Annotated in this window: 13 protein-coding genes; 3 read left to right on the plus strand and 10 right to left on the minus strand. The window is 41.6% G+C overall.

Annotated elements, in window-relative coordinates; all coding sequences use genetic code 11:
- Positions 1–4,509, plus strand: a complete 4,509-nt coding sequence (locus V7783_RS03995; RefSeq protein WP_335677617.1) for an EAL domain-containing protein — start codon at positions 1–3, stop codon at positions 4,507–4,509.
- On the opposite strand, the gene V7783_RS04000 is transcribed toward V7783_RS03995, so the two are convergent.
- Both V7783_RS04000 and V7783_RS04005 read right to left on the minus strand, forming a co-directional pair.
- Positions 4,506–5,453 (minus strand): ion transporter, encoded by a 948-nt coding sequence (locus V7783_RS04000; RefSeq protein ID WP_335677618.1) that lies wholly within the window; start codon positions 5,451–5,453, stop codon positions 4,506–4,508. The genes V7783_RS03995 and V7783_RS04000 overlap by 4 nt on opposite strands.
- Positions 5,454–5,457: 4 nt before the next feature.
- On the minus strand, positions 5,458–8,133 hold the full coding sequence (locus tag V7783_RS04005; RefSeq protein ID WP_301562563.1) for a bifunctional acetate--CoA ligase family protein/GNAT family N-acetyltransferase: 2,676 nt from the start codon (positions 8,131–8,133) through the stop codon (positions 5,458–5,460).
- Positions 8,134–8,276: 143 nt separating this feature from the next.
- Here V7783_RS04005 and V7783_RS04010 point away from each other — a divergent pair, with 143 nt between their 5' ends.
- A complete protein-coding gene (locus V7783_RS04010; protein WP_064667178.1) occupies positions 8,277–8,993 on the plus strand; it encodes an SIMPL domain-containing protein in 717 nt (238 codons plus the stop codon).
- A gap of 2 nt (positions 8,994–8,995) precedes the next feature.
- On the opposite strand, the gene V7783_RS04015 is transcribed toward V7783_RS04010, so the two are convergent.
- The 8 genes from V7783_RS04015 to V7783_RS04050 form a co-directional block, all read right to left on the minus strand.
- Positions 8,996–9,694 (minus strand): hypothetical protein, encoded by a 699-nt coding sequence (locus tag V7783_RS04015; RefSeq protein ID WP_192541709.1) that lies wholly within the window; start codon positions 9,692–9,694, stop codon positions 8,996–8,998.
- A 142-nt stretch (positions 9,695–9,836) separates the two neighbouring features.
- Positions 9,837–11,669 carry a DUF885 domain-containing protein gene (locus tag V7783_RS04020; protein WP_335677619.1) on the minus strand — a complete coding sequence of 611 codons (1,833 nt, stop codon included), beginning with the start codon at positions 11,667–11,669 and terminating at the stop codon, positions 9,837–9,839.
- A gap of 74 nt (positions 11,670–11,743) precedes the next feature.
- Positions 11,744–12,880, minus strand: coding sequence for a radical SAM family heme chaperone HemW (hemW, locus tag V7783_RS04025; RefSeq protein WP_064667181.1), 1,137 nt, complete (start codon positions 12,878–12,880; stop codon positions 11,744–11,746).
- Positions 12,877–13,476 (minus strand): XTP/dITP diphosphatase, encoded by a 600-nt coding sequence (locus V7783_RS04030; RefSeq protein ID WP_064667182.1) that lies wholly within the window; start codon positions 13,474–13,476, stop codon positions 12,877–12,879. Before V7783_RS04030 ends, hemW begins: the two co-directional genes overlap by 4 nt.
- Before the next feature lie 3 nt (positions 13,477–13,479).
- On the minus strand, positions 13,480–13,923 hold the full coding sequence (locus V7783_RS04035) for a DUF4426 domain-containing protein (RefSeq protein ID WP_283710147.1): 444 nt from the start codon (positions 13,921–13,923) through the stop codon (positions 13,480–13,482).
- A gap of 53 nt (positions 13,924–13,976) precedes the next feature.
- Positions 13,977–14,510: a YggT family protein gene (locus V7783_RS04040; RefSeq protein ID WP_064667184.1), complete on the minus strand. Its 534-nt coding sequence runs from the start codon at positions 14,508–14,510 to the stop codon at positions 13,977–13,979.
- 57 nt (positions 14,511–14,567) lie between these two features.
- Complete coding sequence (gene proC, locus V7783_RS04045; RefSeq protein ID WP_192541713.1) at positions 14,568–15,389, minus strand: pyrroline-5-carboxylate reductase; 822 nt, start codon at positions 15,387–15,389, stop codon at positions 14,568–14,570.
- Positions 15,390–15,404: 15 nt separating this feature from the next.
- Entirely contained in the window at positions 15,405–16,118 is a 714-nt protein-coding gene (locus tag V7783_RS04050; RefSeq protein ID WP_335677620.1) for a YggS family pyridoxal phosphate-dependent enzyme, read from the minus strand.
- 2 nt (positions 16,119–16,120) lie between these two features.
- Here V7783_RS04050 and V7783_RS04055 point away from each other — a divergent pair, with 2 nt between their 5' ends.
- Entirely contained in the window at positions 16,121–17,161 is a 1,041-nt protein-coding gene (locus tag V7783_RS04055; protein ID WP_335677621.1) for a type IV pilus twitching motility protein PilT, read from the plus strand.
- The last annotated feature ends 5 nt before the right edge of the window (positions 17,162–17,166 follow it).

The following is a 17,166-nucleotide window of genomic DNA, read 5'->3' on the forward strand; positions in this document are numbered from 1 at the left end:
ATGGGTAAATGGTTTAAGGGTTTTATTTTCTTTTGGTTAGCCGCATCTATTGTCGCAAGTCAAATTGCTGTTGCGCAGGTAAAACGTTTATCGCCTAGCGAAGGTTTATCACAAAGCTATGTAAGTACCATGTTAATCGATAACAGCGGTTATCTATGGCTGGCGACTGAAGGTGGCTTAAATCGTTATGATGGTTATCAAGTCGTTCATATCGCAGGGCCGAATGGCGAATTAGATGAAGCGATTATTGATGTTATTTACCAAGATCCAGCAGGGTATATTTGGATTTCTTCATTAGTCGCGGGGCTATTTCGGTATGACCCAAGTACCGATAGTTATCAGCAATTTCTGTCAAAGCCCATCAGTGAAGAGCAAATCTTAAGTCAGTCTGTATTTAGCATGGTTGCTACGGATGATAAATCATTATGGATTGGCCGTGGTTGGGATTTTGCCCACCTAGATTTAGCTACGGGCCAAATAGAGACTATTTTTGAATTACCAGAGCGTACACGCAGTAGTGTGATCCGTGATTTACTTCATTACAAAGGCTATATTTTTATCGCTGCTAGCAGTGGCGCTTATGTTTATCATATTGCAACAGGGCAATATCGACAGTTAGAGCACTTAAGCACAGAACCTGATCATGTTTATCAAAATTACATAAAGTCGTTTGCAATAGGTGAAAACGAACAACTGTACGTTGGTGCTGTACGCGGTCTATATCAAGTGGATATCAGCGATTTACCGAGTATGTTTGAGCGCCCAGATATCCCGTTTAAAAATAAAACCATTCTCGATGATTTAAATGTATGGAAAATAATTAGTGAGCAAGGGGCTCTTGATCTTGGTACAGATAAGGGCCTGTTTAAGTTTGATTTAGCGACAGGAGAGTTGACTAAAAACAATCGGCTTGAAGAAAGTAAATACTCACTGGCCGATCCAAGTATTATCGATATCGTTAAAGATAAAAATGGCGCTATGTGGGTCGCGACTAAAAGTGATGGGGCATTTTATTTACCTTACGACAATTATCATTTTGAAAATGTAAATGCCACTATGCTCTCAGGTGATGGTTTGTCACACCCCTCTATTTGGGGCATCACCGAGTTTGAAAATAAGCTATGGTTAGCAACCCACAATGGCTTAACTGCGGTTGATTTAAAAACCAATCAAGGGCAGGTTTTTTTAAAAGACTATCAAGCCGACTTATTTACTACTGAATTTAATATTTACGAGATAACTCCCTATAAAAATAAGCTGTGGCTGCGTACCAATCGCGGTATGTTCAGTTTTGATCCACATAGCCATGAGATTTTTCCAGCGCAAACGGCCGATCCTAGCCAGCAGCATTTGATCACAGGCTGGGTACATGGTTCGGTTTTGATGCCTGATGGAGACTTGTTTTATGTTCATTCCGATCATGGCATGTTTGTTTATAATATTGATAGCCAAAAAATAACCCCTTTAGGCGGTGAGTTTGAAAGTTTTGAACCGTTTTTGGCGTATGGTTTTTTTCCACCACTCTCTAGCAAGCCTGAATCACCGCTGTTTTATAATGCTGGTGTACTTTATCAGGTCGATCCTAATACATTCGCTTTGACAAAAATTTATACTGTTCCGGAGCAGCATGAGAATGTTGCGGTAAACGTGATGTCTTATATCGTTGATAATAACAATGTGCTGTGGATAAGCTTATCCAATTTTGGTTTGATTGGTCTTGATGCTACGACCTATAAATTACTTTATACCATTGACTTAGATAAAAATAAGCTTGGCACTTTAATGTACGATATGGTGCTAGATGATACAGGCATGATCTGGATGAGCAGCCATAAAGGTATTTGGCGACTAAACCCAGAGAATAAACACTTTCAACAATTTACTTCATCAGAAGGTTTGATTTCTACTGAGTTTAATAGTGGTGCATTTACGCGGTTAAAAACGGGACAAATAGTCTATGGCACGTTGAAGGGGTTTAGTTACTTTTACCCAAATGACAATCACCCTAAACATAATTTAATTGACCACGTTAATATAACCAGTATCGATTTAATGTCTCGTGAATTATCTACTGATCTTAAGCAACCGATCAAAAAAATCGTCTTAGAACATGATGATATTGGCCTAGAAGTGGCTTTTTCTGCGATGGCATTTAACTATCAAGAACGTATCATTTATGAATACCAACTCTCAGATGGTCAAAAATCCTATACCCGTAACAATAATCGGGTGTTATTTCCAAAACTAAACCCTGGCGAGTACCAATTAAAAATTTGGGCTAAAGACCCTCTGACTGGCGATTATACTCAACCAGCAGTACTGGATATTGTGGTTAAATACCCACTATGGAGAGCGCCTCAATTTATGGTGCTCTATGCGTTAGTGCTTTTTGTATTAATTGCCAGTTGGATAATACGCCGTAACCGAGTGCAGCAACTGTTGTTAGCTGCTCATAAAGAAAGCCAAGAAAGTGAAGCGCGCTTAAAATTAGCGTTAGAGGGAAGCCGCTCAGGGGTATGGGATTGGCAATCAACAAGCCCCATTATCTATCAACCACGCCTTAAAAATGAGTTAGGTTATGATGTTGAGTCGGTCAATCTGGATGACTATTTAGCAAAAATTCACCCTAAAGATAAACAAAATTTCCGTATTGAATGGTTAGAGTTTTTATCTACCGAAAAGGGCTATTTTAACTGTACTTACCGATTGCGACACAAATCAGGGCATTGGCGTTGGTACAAAGACTTTGGCAAAGTGGTGGCGTGGCAAGGTACTACACCAGATAAAGTTGCCGGCACGTACACTAATATGACCCGTGAATTAGTGTTTGAAGAGCATGCGCGTTTATTTGGTGCTGCATTTGAGCAAACCCGTGATTGGGTGTTTATTTTAGATAAAAACTTACGAATTCTTGCGACTAACAAAGCACTGCAAAGTGCATTTGATTTCCCCGCAGAGCATCGCTCTAGCTGTTCATTACATTTAGGCTTAAGTCGCGCTGTCAGAGTTAATTACCTGCGTGTTATGAAAGAACTGCAGGCCGGTGAACATTTTTCAGCAGAAGATACCGTTTACCTAGCCAATGGTGAGCCTCGCCATGTATTAATTAAGGTCAGTGCTGTGGCTGATACTGAACAACGCTTAGAGAGCTATGTTGTGATCTTGACCGACATTAATGCGCAAAAGTTGGCTGAGAATGAGTTGTTTGTATTAGCAAATTACGACAGTTTAACGGGATTACCAAATCGCACTTTATTTAATGACCGAGTTGAACATGCACTTGAACAAGCAAAAGCCCAAAACTCAAAAACTGCACTTCTCAATATTAATATTAAACGCTTTAAATATTTTAATGACTCGCTTGGACATGAAGCGGCTGATGAGATCATAAAAGCCGTCGCACTGCGGTTAAAATCACGTTTACAGGCCAAGGATAGTGTTGCTCGTTTTAGTGGTGACGAATTTATGTTGTTAGTGGAAGGCATTCAACAAATCGAAGAAGTTGTTTTGTTATGCGTTAAATTGATGGCCAGTATGAATGAAAATATTATCGTTAATGAGCAGGCGATTAGCATCAGTTTAAGCATTGGTGTTGCCATTTCTCCTGACGATGCTGTTAGCGCGAAAAGTTTAATTAAAGCTGCTGATATAGCGCTTTACCACTCTAAAAAGAGCTTAGAAGGCCGTTATCAATTTTACAAACAAGAAATGAATCAGCACGTTCAACGTGCCCTGCATTTGGAGTCGCAACTAAATCAAGCCTATCAAAACTATGAGTTTTGCAATCACTATCAAGTGATTGTGAATGCAAAAACTAATCAGGCAGATGGGCTCGAAGTATTACTACGCTGGCCAGAAAATACCACTTATAAACCTCAAGAATTTGCACTTGCAGCTGAAAGCGTTGGTTTGATCACCAAAATTATGCTGCAAACCTTAGCCAGAGCACTGATAGAACTTAAGCAATGGCAACAACAAAAACCGGATTTATATATTTCAATCAATCTTTCGGCATTAGATTTTGAATGTAAATCTTTAGTTGAAGAGATCCGCGCCGCATTAATTTATGCTGATGTGTCGGCTTGCTCTGTGGTGTTTGAAATTACAGAATCCGTGCTAATGCATGATTCATCACAAGCGTTGGCTAGTATGTCAAGATTGAAAAAATTAGGCTGTCGTTTATACATGGATGATTTTGGCACTGGCTATGCATCCTTAACATATTTAAAGCGTTTTCCAATCGATGTACTTAAAATTGATCGTAGTTTTGTCAGTGATATTGGCATAGATAGCGATGATGAGGCGATTATTGAATCAACGCTGGCATTAGCAAAAAGCTTAGGTAAAGAATGTGTCGCAGAAGGTGTAGAAACTAAGCAACAACTGAACTTTTTACGCAACTTAGGCTGTAATTTATTTCAAGGGTATTTGTTTAGTAAACCAATCCCAGGTGATGATGTTAGTGAATTATTAAACAAAGACTGGCAGTCGTTATTGAACGAAGACTAGTATTGGCGCTCACCACAGTGACGACAATAAAGGTGTTTAGTCCGGTGGTTAAGTTGAGACTTAATTGCTTTGTTTGCCTCTTGTTTACTTAGACCAAGCTTGCAACGTAAGTGCTCTAAATGCTCCAGTTGATCGTCATCTAACTTACCGTCATGCAGGCATTCATGCACGGCATCACTAAAAATCACCCGACGTTTGCGTAGTTGTTCTGAAAAACTAGAAGCTAGTAAACCCGTTGGAATAGCCACCATTCCCATACTAAGTAGTGTAATAACGCCACCAAAAATACGCCCTAATGGTGTTACTGGTACAACATCACCGTAACCTACAGTCGTCAATGTTGCCATTGCCCACCACATTGCCGCAGGAATGGAACCAAACTTATCAGGTTGAATATCATGTTCAATTAAATAAATGCCACAAGAGGCTAAAATGAGTACCACAGCCATTATAAAAAAGGCGGCAATCAGTGGACCGCTTTCATCACGAAATGATTGTAAGAGCAGTTGCATAGCACGTGAATAGCGAGTTAGCTTAAAGATCCTGAGCAGCCTGAAGACTCTTAAAAAGCGTAAATCAAAAGTGATAAACATCATCAATAGCGTGGGCAGGATTGCCAGTAAATCAATAACAGCTAATGGGGAACATAAGTACTTTAAGCGGCGTTTAAAGTCACTACATTCTAAGCTTTTATATTCTACGCGGTCAACGCATGACCAAAAGCGTAATAAATATTCGATAGCAAAAATACTAACCGAGCCGAGCTCTAGCATTAAAAACGCGTGCTTGTACTGTTGGGCTAGGGTAACGACAGATTCAAGTACAATCGCAACTACATTGATCATTATTAGGGTTATTAAAAATACATCAATAATGTGGCCGATTTTGCGATATTCACCATTACCTTCAAGTAACAAGGCGGTTTGTTGTCGTAAATTTTTCAAATGCTTATCCGTGTTTATTTATTGGCGTTAAAGCAAGCACCATGTTGATACTGCCTTCTTCAAAGTCACGACTGATCTTAAAGCCTAGTTTGCGGGCTAATTCAATCATGCCAGTATTTTCTGGCAGGGTGATACCTTCAATAAATTGTACACCTTGGCTTTGGCAATATTCAATGGCAGCTCGCATCAACAAGCCTCCTAAGCCAAGCCCTTGGCTGTTTGAGCGTACCACAATGGCAAATTCGGCATGCACTTTATCAGGGTCCATTAATACCCGAGATACACCAAGTGTTGCGTTGTCTTGAGTGATAATAAATGCCATCTCTCGGTCGTAATCAATTTGCGTCATTTTCGCCAGTTGATCGTGGTTAAATTGCGGCAGTTCACCAAAGAAGCGTTTGTAGCGATCTTCTTTACTAAGTGACTGATCAAATTCTTGGTGTGCTTGCTCATCTTCGGGTTTGATCGGACGCAGTATTGCTTGGCTATTATTTTTTAAAGTAACCTGTTGTACCAGCTCAATCGGGTAGGGGCGGATTGATAAGCGCTTACGATGCGATTGTACTTGATATCGACTTAAGGTCATGGTGGCATCGAGTACTAAAAATTGGCCGTTACTGGCTAAGATTGGGTTTAGCTCTACAGATGTGATATCGGGTTGATCAATCACTAGCTGAGAAATGCGGGTAAGCAGTGCGCAAAGGCGATACTTATCTACTTTTTCTGGTAATACGCGATCTTTAAGCACGCCCTTATCATGAGCTGCGGCAATTAAATATTTAGCTAAGTTCATGTTTAAAGGGGGGAGAGCTACTGCGGCTTGAGCAAATTCAAGACCGGTGCCGGCTTCTCCAAGTAAAATAACCGGGCCAAAGTTAGCTTCAGTTTTAATTGCGATACGCAGTTCATTTGCGCCTGCACGCGGCGCCATTTTTTGTAGTGAAAAGCCTTCAATAATCGCATCTGGGTAGGTGTTTTTTATTCTTAGTAGCATTGCAAAGGCGGTTTGCTCAACTTCTTGCGCATCGTTTAAGTTAAGAACTACGCCACCGACTTCTGATTTTGATGGAATGCTAGGGCTTATCAGTTTCAGTGCCACAGGAAAGCCTAGTTCTATGGCTTGCTCTTTAGCTTCTGTTGGCGTGTAGGCCACCTCGGTTTGAATACATTCAACCCCATAATGAGCCAATATTTGGCTGGCTTGATGGGTGGATAAATAGCTTTGCTGCTCTGCTAAAAATTCATTAACGATGGCTTTTGCAGCTTGTTTATTGATTGTTGCATCATCGGTGTTTGACTCAGGGGTTTGTGTTAAGTGCTTTTGGTTACGGCGATAACTCACTAAGTGCATAAATGCACGTACAGCACCCTCAGGGGTACGGTAGGTAGGAATGCCGTAGTTGCTGCATAAGCGACGCGCGGCGTAGGCGGCATCTTCACCCATAAAGTTTGTGATCACATAAGGACGGGCCATTTTCGGCAGCTTATTGAGCGTTTGCGCAATGATCAACGCATAGTCTTCACTGGGGGCTAATGCCGATGGCGTGTGGATGATCAGTAAGTTTTTAACTTCTTTTGCATGTAATAAAATTTCCAGTGCTTGCTGATAACGGGCCGGGGCTGAATCGCCAAAAATATCTACCGGGTTTGACGTCATATCTGATTGTGGGATCACCTTGTTTAACGCACATCGGGTTTCTTCACTCAATTGTGCAAGCTTACCGGAACTTTGTAATAAACTATCAACGGCCATCACACCAGGGCCACCGCCGTTGGTTAAAATGGTCAGTTGTTCGACTTTTAATAACTTAGGATGCATAGCCAAGGTTTGTGTGGCAGCAAACAGCTCAGTGAGATCATTTACCCGCAACATACCAGCGCGTTGGAACAAAGCATCATATACGGCATCAGAGCTTTGCTTTCCGCCGGTGTGAATTTCTGCGGCGAGTGCCCCTGCGGCCGTTTTTCCGGTTTTAATGGCGATCACCGGTTTACTAAACGCAGCAGCGCGAGCGGCGGAGATAAAACTACGAATGTTTTCGATATTATCGATATACAGCAAAATAGCTTTGGTTTTCGCATCGCGACCTAAAAAGTCCAGCAGCTCTGCAAAATCAATATCTAAGCAGTCCCCCACAGAAACAAAATAGGAAAAGCCAATTTCTTTATTTTTAGCCCAATCTAAAATGGTGGAGCAAACAGCCGCTGACTGTGAGACAAAGGCTATTTTACCTTCGCTGGCAACGGTGTGAGAAAAACTCGCATTGAGGCCAATATGGGGGATCAATAAACCCAAACAATTAGGGCCAAGTAATGACACTTTGGCTTGTTTAGCGGCTTCTTGCAGTGCTGTTTTTTGCTGATGATTGAGTCCCGCTGCGATCACCACGGCATTTTTACAGCCAAACTCACCTAATTCGGCAATAATTGTCAGCAATGTGTGTTTGTTGGTGCAGATCACTGCAAGATCTGGAATTTTCGGCAGTGCTGCAATTGAAGGGTATGCTAACACGCCATGCACGGCGCTGTGCGTTGGGCTTACTGGCATTATTGGGCCGTTAAATCCGCCCTGCAATAAGTTACGCATCACCACAAACCCTGCCCGAGAAACATTATTTGAGGCACCAATCACGGCAACCGATGTCGGGTTAAAAAACTGACTAATGCGTTTTACGCTCATGGCTTTTCCTTGCGGGTTATGTGTTTTCTTGGCAAGTGATGCAGAGAATCTTTTTGCTAAACTATACTGCTCAATGTAACCTGTTTAGGTTGATTTTTCGAGCATCAAACCAATTTACATTGATAATTATCAAAGGAATCTAAATGAATAAGCCAAATGGATATTACCAGTTACTGGGAGCCGCGGTATTAAGTGTTGCTATTTTAGGTTGCGGATGGATTTTAAAATCTGCGGCACTTGATGTAAAAAATATGGAGCGCACCGTTGAAGTCAAAGGCCTTGCCGAGCGTGAAGTTGTTGCCGATACCGTTATTTGGCCGGTGCAATTTAGCGACGCTGATAATAATTTAGAAAAATTAGTCGAGCGGGTTGAGCAAAAAAGCTCTGCGGTGGTCGCTTTTTTAAAGTTGCATGGTTTTGATGAGCAAGAAATAAGCTTAAGCAAACAATCAATTGTTGATAAACAGGCGCGCGAATACGGTGCTGAAAATCAGCAATTTCGATATATTGCCCGTGCTAATATCACTGTGTATTCACAGCAACCCGATAAAGTACAAAATGCTTTAACAAAGGTGGGGCAGTTGGCCAAGCAAGGAATTGCTATCGTACAGGATAACTATGAAACCCGCGTTGAGTACATGTTTACTGGGCTAAATGATATCAAGCCAGCAATGGTGCAAGAGGCCACTGAGAAAGCCCGTGAAGTTGCTCTTAAGTTTGCCAAAGACTCACAGTCAAAACTTGGTAAAATCCGCACCGCAAGACAAGGCCAGTTTAGCATTATCGACCGCGATTCAAACACGCCACAAATTAAAAAAGTACGCGTTGTAACCAGTGTTGAATATTATTTATCTGACTAATATTATTTATGTTGTGCAAGGTAGCGATCAATTTGCTCTGTTTTACAGCGTAAATACGCACCACTGAGTAATATTTTATAGTCACTAAGCGATTTAGTTGGGCTTGCTTGGCATAATGTGAGTAACGCTTTTAAGAAGGCGGCAGTGTTGATATTGCCCTGAGTTTGTTTAAATTCAACTTCCATTAGTGCCAAAAGAGCTGAGAACTCATGCTTAGGTAAGTTATGCTCGGTTGGATTTTTGGCGATATAACTTGCAACGGCGGTGAGGCCATTTTGATCCACTTGCTGAACAGCCTGTAACAAGCTTTCATTGCTTTCAAATAACATTAATGAGCGAACATAATTAAAAGGTAAATTGCTGCCAGAACAATTACTAAACAGGCTGTGTAATACATTTTGTTGCTGGGTATTTTGCTGGGCAAAGTTATTGTTAAATTTTAAACCGGGGGTGAAAAAGCTCAGCTTGTCTAAGCTCTGAATATTGGCTATTAGCTCTTTGGGCAACACATGTTGGGATAATATTTTACTCGCAATGTTTTGCAAATAAGCATATTTTACGCTCATGCGCTGGGCACTTTCATACAAATGCAGTAATTGCAGTGTTTGCTGCGCATCAGTTAAACGCACAAATGAATCAACAATGGCTGGTAACTGATGCTGTTGCATTTGTGCGTTTAGTTGGTTAATACAGGCGTCCATTGTTGCTCTCTTCTTCGTTTTATCAATCTATCCTAGCCTAACTCCTTCACTGGTCAAGTGTTTATCTATAATTCAGACAATAATTCAGACAATAAAAAAGGCCGCAGATACGGCCTTTGTAGATGTTATCAAGCAATCATGCTTAAGCTGCTAGTTTGTCTGCAACCCATTGATCAACAAAGCTCTCAAGTACGTTTAGTGGCACAGCACCATTTTTAAGTACTACATCGTGGAATTGGCGAATATCAAACTTGTCACCCAGTTTAACTTTCGCAGCTTCACGAAGCTCTAAAATCTTCAACATACCTACTTTGTAAGCCGTTGCTTGTGAAGGCATTACAATGTGACGCTCAACCATTTTAACACCGTCAGACGTCGCGTTAGGCGTATTATTTACGTAGTAATCGATACCTTGTTGGCGAGTCCATTTCATTTCATGGATACCAGTATCAACCACTAAACGGCATGCGCGCCATAACTCCATTGATAAGCGACCAAAGTCAGAATAAGGGTCTTCATATAGCCCCATTTCTTTTGGTAGTAATTCAGAGTATAAACCCCAACCTTCAATGTAGGCTGTGTAGCCACCAAATTTACGGAACTTAGGCACACCTTCAAGTTCTTGCGAAATAGCAATTTGCATGTGGTGACCAGGAATACCTTCGTGGTAAGCCAGCGCTTCCATTTGGTAAGTTGGCATTGCTTCCATATCGTAAAGGTTGGCGTAGTAAATGCCTGGGCGTGAGCCATCCGGTGCAGGTTGTTGATAAAATGCTTTACCCGCTGCTTTTTCACGGAATGCTTCAACACGTTTTACAATCATGTCAGCTTTAGGTTTAACAATAAATAGTTCATCTAAGCGTGATTTCATATTGTCGATAAGTGCTGTCGCTTCATCGAGGTATTGTTGCTTACCAGCTTCAGTGTTTGGTAAGTAAAACTGCTTATCGGTTTTCATAAACTGCATAAAAGCTTTTAAATCGCCTTTAAAGCCGACTTTTTCTTTGATTTCGCGCATTTCATCATGAATACGTGAAACCTCAGCTAAACCAATGCTATGAATTTCTTTCGCGGTTAAATCTGTGGTTGTGGTACGCGCTAACGCATTATTGTAAAACGCTTCGCCGTCAGGGAACTTCCATGCACCATCGCGATCATCTGCACGTTTTTCAAGCTGTGCTAAATAATTAATTAGCTTAGAGTAAGATGGCTTAACAGCAGCTTTTAGGGCTTTTTCTGCGTCTGTAATTAGCGCGTCTTTATCAGCTTGAGCGATTTCAAGTGCCGTTACTTTGCGTTTAAAGTCAGCAAGTAAAGTTGAGTCTTCACCTTGTTCAAACGGCGCACCATGAATGATGTTCTTGCTTGAATCAATGACATGTGGGAACACAAACTTAGGGGCGATAATGCCTTTATCAGCACGTACTTCTAAGTCTTTGATTAGTTGGTCAATAACAGTCGTTACGCCATTTAAACGTGAGATATAGGCTTTGGCATCGGTAACATCAGAAATCTGGTGTTGATTGATTAAAAATGCTGGGATCATCGAGTGAGTACCAAACATTTGGTTTACCGGATAGTTGTGGTAACGCCATTTAAAGTCTGCGATGCTCTCTTCAAGGTCTTGTTTTTTTAAGTCATAGCTAACTTTTGTGGTGTCATCTAGCAAGTCACGGTTAATCGCATTTAAAGCAACTAAATCATCTTTGGTTTGTTGATGATCTTTTTGCACGCGAGCTTCGCTGCCGTCGTCCCATTTATCGTAATCTTTTTTGATACCCATATAGGTTTGGTAAACCGGGCTGCTCATCACATCACGGTTAAAGGTATCTTCGAAAAATGCATTGGCTTTGTCTATTTCACTTTGCACAGGCTGTGTTTGTACAACGGGTGTGCTTGATTGCTCAGGTGTTTGCTGGCAACCACCTAACAGTGCAATACCCACTGCGGCGGCGATAAAGGTAAGTTTACGCATGTTTTCCCTTTTGTTGTTAGAAACCATTAATGGTTATTAATTATTATTAAAATCAGTAATTACCTGTTTGGTAATTACACAAATAACTCTAGCAGATCATTTAAAAAACGATGACCTTTTTGGCTTACCTGCCAATGACTCTCCGTTTGCTCAAGCAAACCCTTTGCGACTGCTTGTTGTAATGCATCAGCCTGACTTTGCAGCGGTAATTGTGTTAACGCCGTAAAATCACTAATTGGGCATGCTTCAAATAACCGTAAGCGATTCATAAAGAATTCAAACGGTAAGTCATGTTGTTCTACTTGCCACTGTTTAAATAAATAGGGCTTTGCTAAATCCATGTATCCACGTGGATGTTTCACTTTTTCAGTACGGGTAATGATACCTGTTTTAGCATCCGTTACCTTAGCATGGGCACCACAGCCAATACCTAAATAGTCGCCGAAGCGCCAATAATTTAGGTTGTGTTGGCATTGGTAGCCTGGTTTTGCATAGCCAGATATCTCATATTGCTGATAGCCAGCATCGGCTAATAGTGCTTGGCCTTGCTCTTGAATATCCCATAAAGTGTCATCTGCTGGCAAAACTGGCGGTTTAGAAGCAAATTGCGTATTGGCTTCAATCGTTAATTGATACCAAGATATGTGCGGGGGATTAAGAGCGATCACTTTTTTCAAATCACTGAGTGCATCTTCAACAGATTGCCCTGGTAAACCGTGCATTAAATCAAGGTTGAAGCTGTTTAAACCAGCTTCATGGGCTTGCTCCGCGGCATAAGTCGCTTCATCGGCACCATGAATACGGCCCAGTGCTTTTAGCTTGTCATTTTGCATGCTTTGCACGCCAATCGAAATGCGATTAATGCCAGCGGCTACGTATTCTTTAAAACGCCCGGTTTCAACAGTGCCCGGGTTGGCTTCTAGGGTGATCTCGCAGTTTTCACTCAGGCCAATTAATGAATCCACCGCCGTTAATAAATTAACGTAGGCCTCACCGGTTAACAGGCTAGGCGTGCCGCCACCAATAAAGATGGAGTGAATTTTACGTCCTTGCACTAAGTGTAAGTCAGTTTTTAAATCATCAATTAAATGCTGCACATATTCTTTTTCAGGAATATCGCCTTTTTGACCATGACTATTAAAATCACAGTAAGGGCATTTTTGCACGCACCACGGCACGTGCACATATAAACTTAGCGGCGGTAAATTCACAGGCCGCCTTTGAGCTTAAGCTCTGACAGTAACTGTTTTAATGCTGTTCCGCGATGGCTTACAGCGTTCTTTTGCTGTTTAGTTAATTGCGCGCTAGTACAGTTAAGGTCTGGTACATAAAAAACCGGGTCATAACCAAAGCCACCTTGACCATCTTGGCTTTGCGTAATTTGCCCTTCCCAGCTAGCACTGCAAATCAGTGGGGTAGGGTCATCGGCGTGGCGCATAAGCACTAACACACACCAAAACCGTGCACTGCGGTTAGGATTATCAGCAAGCTCAACTAATAGCTTATCAATATTATCTTGATCGCTGGCGTGCTCGCCTGCATAACGTGCTGAGTAAACACCCGGTGCGCCGTTTAATCCATCAACCTCTAAACCTGAGTCATCGGCTATAGCTGGCAGGCCAGTGATTTTTGCCGCATGGCGAGCTTTAATGATGGCATTTTCAACAAAGGTGGTGCCTGTTTCGGGCACTTCTGGCACGTTAAAGTCGCTTTGCGGCACAACGTTGATTTCAAGCGGGCTTAGCATTTGTGCTAACTCGTTGACTTTGCCTTGGTTACCGGTGGCTAATACTAAGGTTTTTTTCATGGTTTAATCTACGTAAAATTTTTGCTGGAATTGCAGCTTTTGAAATTGGTTACCTTGCTGTATTTCAACGTCAAAGCGAAGAATTTCTTCGTTGGTAAAATCAACTTGCGCAAGATAGTAAATTGATTCGCCTTCAATCACTTCTTTAAAATCTAAGGTTTGTTTATTACCGAGTAAATTCCTCGCAGTCCCTTTTAGGATGGCTGTTTGCGCTGTTGCATCAGTATCATTTTTCAAAATTGAAATATTTACAATGCCCTTATAACCACTGCGCTCAAGATCATAAGCTTTGGCTATTTGTGGTTGAATAAAGGTCGACGGGAAGGCAATGTAGTGAACTTGCCACGGGCCTAGCTCTTTATATTGTGCACCTTGCATTTGTTCACTGTGGGCACTGAATGTAATACCTGCTAATGCAAAGAATAAAATACTGACTATTTTTTTCATCGGAAGCTCTTAAGTAAGAGGCCTAAAAATAGGCCTCGGTGAGAATAATGTGCTTAACGAATTAAATCCATAAACAAAAATTGGGCAAATTGCAGTGCAATAATTAACACTAAAATTGATAAATCTAAGCCGCCCAACGGAGGTAATACTTTACGAATAGGTCTTAGCATTGGCTCTGTTAATTGATGGAAAACTGCTTCGATTGGGTTGTTGCCTTGGCTTACCCAGCTTAATAATGCGCGAATAACCAACACCCAAAATAGTAAGTTTAAGCCTTCTTTAATTACCGTTACTAGGGCATTGAATAATACAAAGCCAACTTCCCATGTCGCGCCGACTAAAAAGATCAGTGCGGTAATTTTTCCAACAGCGACAATGAACGCCAGCAATAATGAGGCTAAGTCTAGCCCACCAAAACCGGGAATAATTTTACGCAGTGGGTTAACAGCAAATGAAGTGGCTTTAACCACAAACTGACTTAATGGATTGTAAAAGTCAGCTTTGGCGGCTTGTAGCCAAAAGCGCATTAAAACGACCATTAAAAATAGATCGAATAATGTGCTTATTAAAAATTGCATGGCGTTCATAACGTACCTTAATTAAAAACCTTAAACATAAATAGGGCTAAAAGCTTAGAGATGCTTTTAAAGTTCTTGTTCCATTTGCTCAGCACGCGCAATACAGGCATCCATGGCATCGGCTACAGTACCCGTTAGGCCCTGTGCTTTTAAATGCTCAACTGCCGCGTGAGTAGTACCGCCTTTAGAAGTCACGTTAGCACGCAATTGTGAAATACTAATTTCAGGCTGCGATACTGCCATTTCAGCTGCACCTAATGCGGTTTGCTGCACTAAGCGACGTGCGTCTTCATCGCTAAAGCCCAATGCTTTGGCTTTTTCTTCTATGGCTTCCATAAATAAGAAAAAGTAAGCCGGTGATGAGCCCGTTACGGCAATAACATCGTTAATCTGGGATTCTTGCTCAACCCACACAGCAATGCCCGTACACTCAAATACTTGCTGTACAAATTCGTGCTCTTGCGCCGTTTCACCAGCGCCAAATAAGCCCGATACACCACGCCCTAGTAATGATGGCGTGTTTGGCATACAACGGACCATTTTAACGTCTTGACCAAGCATTTCACGTAACCGTTTAACGGTCAGGCCCGCTGCAACAGAGATAAATAACTTATCGCTAAAGTCGATACCTGAATCTTGAAATGATTGACATAAATCGCCCATCATTTGTGGCTTTACAGATAACACAATAACATCGGCATCGCGCAGTGCTGCGTTGTTATCTGCGGTGGTTTTAACCCCGAAATCTGCTGCTACCTTAGCGAGTTTTTCTTGGTTACGGTTTGTTGCAATAATATTTGATGCAGCAAATCCTTTTTTTACCATGCCGCCAATAATGGCGTAGCTCATATTACCTGTGCCTATGAATGCAATTGTTTTATCTGACATATCTTAGTTATCACCTTAACTTCGTTGGCCAAAAATATCCGTGCCGATGCGTACCATGGTTGAGCCTGCTGCAATTGCAGCCTCTACATCGCCACTCATCCCCATCGACAAGGTGTCTATTTGAGGATATTGGGCTTTAAGTCTATCAAAGCAAGCCCGTAATTGCTCAAAATATTGTATTTGTTGCAGGTTGTCGTCAGTTTTGGCTGGGATGGCCATCACGCCACGTAATTCTAAATTTGGACAATGTTGAACATATTCAGCTAAGCTATCGAGTTGATCAGGGTGGCAACCTGACTTAGCTGCTTCTAAGCTTATATTTACTTGGATCAGTACTTTTAACGGGGCTTTATCTACGGGTCTTTGCTCGTTTAAGCGTTTGGCAATTTTTTCACGGTCAATACTCTGCACCCAATCAAAATGTTCAGCTACCGCAGCCGTTTTATTTGATTGAATTGGGCCAATGAAATGCCAAACAATATCGCTATAATTTGCTAGTTGGGTTATTTTATCAACAGCTTCTTGCACGTATGATTCACCAAATTCTCGGTGACCTTGTTGATAAGCCGCTAAAATAAAATTAGCAGGTTTGGTTTTTGATACTGCCAACAAGCAGACATCACGTTCGTTACGATGATGTTTTTTTGCCGCGAGGGCAATTCTAGCATAGGCGGATTTAAGCCGTTCTGCTATTGTAACCATATAATTATCAGTTAGTTGTGGAGTCATAAATGGATATTACCGAATTATTGGCCTTTAGTGTGCAGCACAAAGCATCCGATTTACACTTATCATCAGGGGTTGCGCCAATGATCCGTGTTGATGGCGATGTGCGACGTATTAATATACCAGCGCTGGAAAACAAAGATGTGAACAGCCTAGTTTACGACATTATGAACGATAATCAACGCAAGGACTACGAACAAAATCTGGAAGTGGATTTTTCGTTTGAAGTGCCAAACTTAGCGCGTTTTCGTGTTAATGCCTTCAACTCTAACCGAGGTCCAGCCGCTGTATTTCGTACTATCCCCAGTGAAGTGCTGACGCTTGATGATTTAGGTGCGCCAGATATATTTAAAACTATTTCCGATACACCACGTGGCCTGGTGTTGGTAACAGGCCCAACCGGCTCAGGTAAATCGACCACCTTGGCTGCGATGGTGGATCATATAAACCAACACAAGCATCATCATATTTTAACCATCGAAGATCCCATCGAGTTTGTGCACGACAATAAACTATCACTAATTAACCAGCGAGAAGTGCATCGCGATACACATAGTTTTTCTAATGCACTGCGCAGTGCTTTACGTGAAGACCCTGATGTTATTTTGGTGGGTGAGTTGCGTGATTTAGAAACTATTCGACTAGCTATGACCGCAGCTGAAACCGGTCATTTAGTGTTTGGTACTTTGCATACAACTTCAGCGCCAAAAACCATTGACCGTATTATCGATGTATTCCCAGGTGAAGAAAAAAGCATGATCCGCTCAATGCTCTCTGAGTCATTGCGGGCGGTTATTTCACAAACCCTGCTGAAAAAAATTGGTGGGGGACGAGTCGCAGCCCATGAAATTATGATTGCAGTGCCGGCCATTCGTAACCTGATCCGCGAAGATAAAATTGCGCAAATGTATTCGTCGATTCAAACTGGCGCATCGCAAGGTATGCAAACCATGGATCAATGTTTAACTAATTTAGTAAACCACGGTGTAGTTACCAATGCTGAAGCGCGTGCTAAAGCACAAGATAAAAATAACTTTGGTGGTTAAGGAGC

The sequence above is a fragment of the Pseudoalteromonas sp. genome, assembly GCF_036960685.1.
Taxonomy (GTDB): Bacteria; Pseudomonadota; Gammaproteobacteria; order Enterobacterales; family Alteromonadaceae; genus Pseudoalteromonas.

What these genes read in the sequence shown, in the direction of transcription:
- V7783_RS03995 (WP_335677617.1), top strand. Translation starts at nt 1, where the DNA reads ATGGGTAAATGGTTTAAGGGTTTTATTTTCTTTTGGTTAGCCGCATCT.
- V7783_RS04005 (WP_301562563.1), bottom strand. Translation starts at nt 8,133, where the DNA reads ATGAGCGTAAAACGCATTAGTCAGTTTTTTAACCCGACATCGGTTGCC.
- V7783_RS04010 (WP_064667178.1), top strand. Translation starts at nt 8,277, where the DNA reads ATGAATAAGCCAAATGGATATTACCAGTTACTGGGAGCCGCGGTATTA.
- V7783_RS04015 (WP_192541709.1), bottom strand. Translation starts at nt 9,694, where the DNA reads ATGGACGCCTGTATTAACCAACTAAACGCACAAATGCAACAGCATCAG.
- V7783_RS04020 (WP_335677619.1), bottom strand. Translation starts at nt 11,669, where the DNA reads ATGCGTAAACTTACCTTTATCGCCGCCGCAGTGGGTATTGCACTGTTA.
- V7783_RS04030 (WP_064667182.1), bottom strand. Translation starts at nt 13,476, where the DNA reads ATGAAAAAAACCTTAGTATTAGCCACCGGTAACCAAGGCAAAGTCAAC.
- V7783_RS04035 (WP_283710147.1), bottom strand. Translation starts at nt 13,923, where the DNA reads ATGAAAAAAATAGTCAGTATTTTATTCTTTGCATTAGCAGGTATTACA.
- V7783_RS04040 (WP_064667184.1), bottom strand. Translation starts at nt 14,510, where the DNA reads ATGAACGCCATGCAATTTTTAATAAGCACATTATTCGATCTATTTTTA.
- proC (WP_192541713.1), bottom strand. Translation starts at nt 15,389, where the DNA reads ATGTCAGATAAAACAATTGCATTCATAGGCACAGGTAATATGAGCTAC.
- V7783_RS04050 (WP_335677620.1), bottom strand. Translation starts at nt 16,118, where the DNA reads ATGACTCCACAACTAACTGATAATTATATGGTTACAATAGCAGAACGG.
- V7783_RS04055 (WP_335677621.1), top strand. Translation starts at nt 16,121, where the DNA reads ATGGATATTACCGAATTATTGGCCTTTAGTGTGCAGCACAAAGCATCC.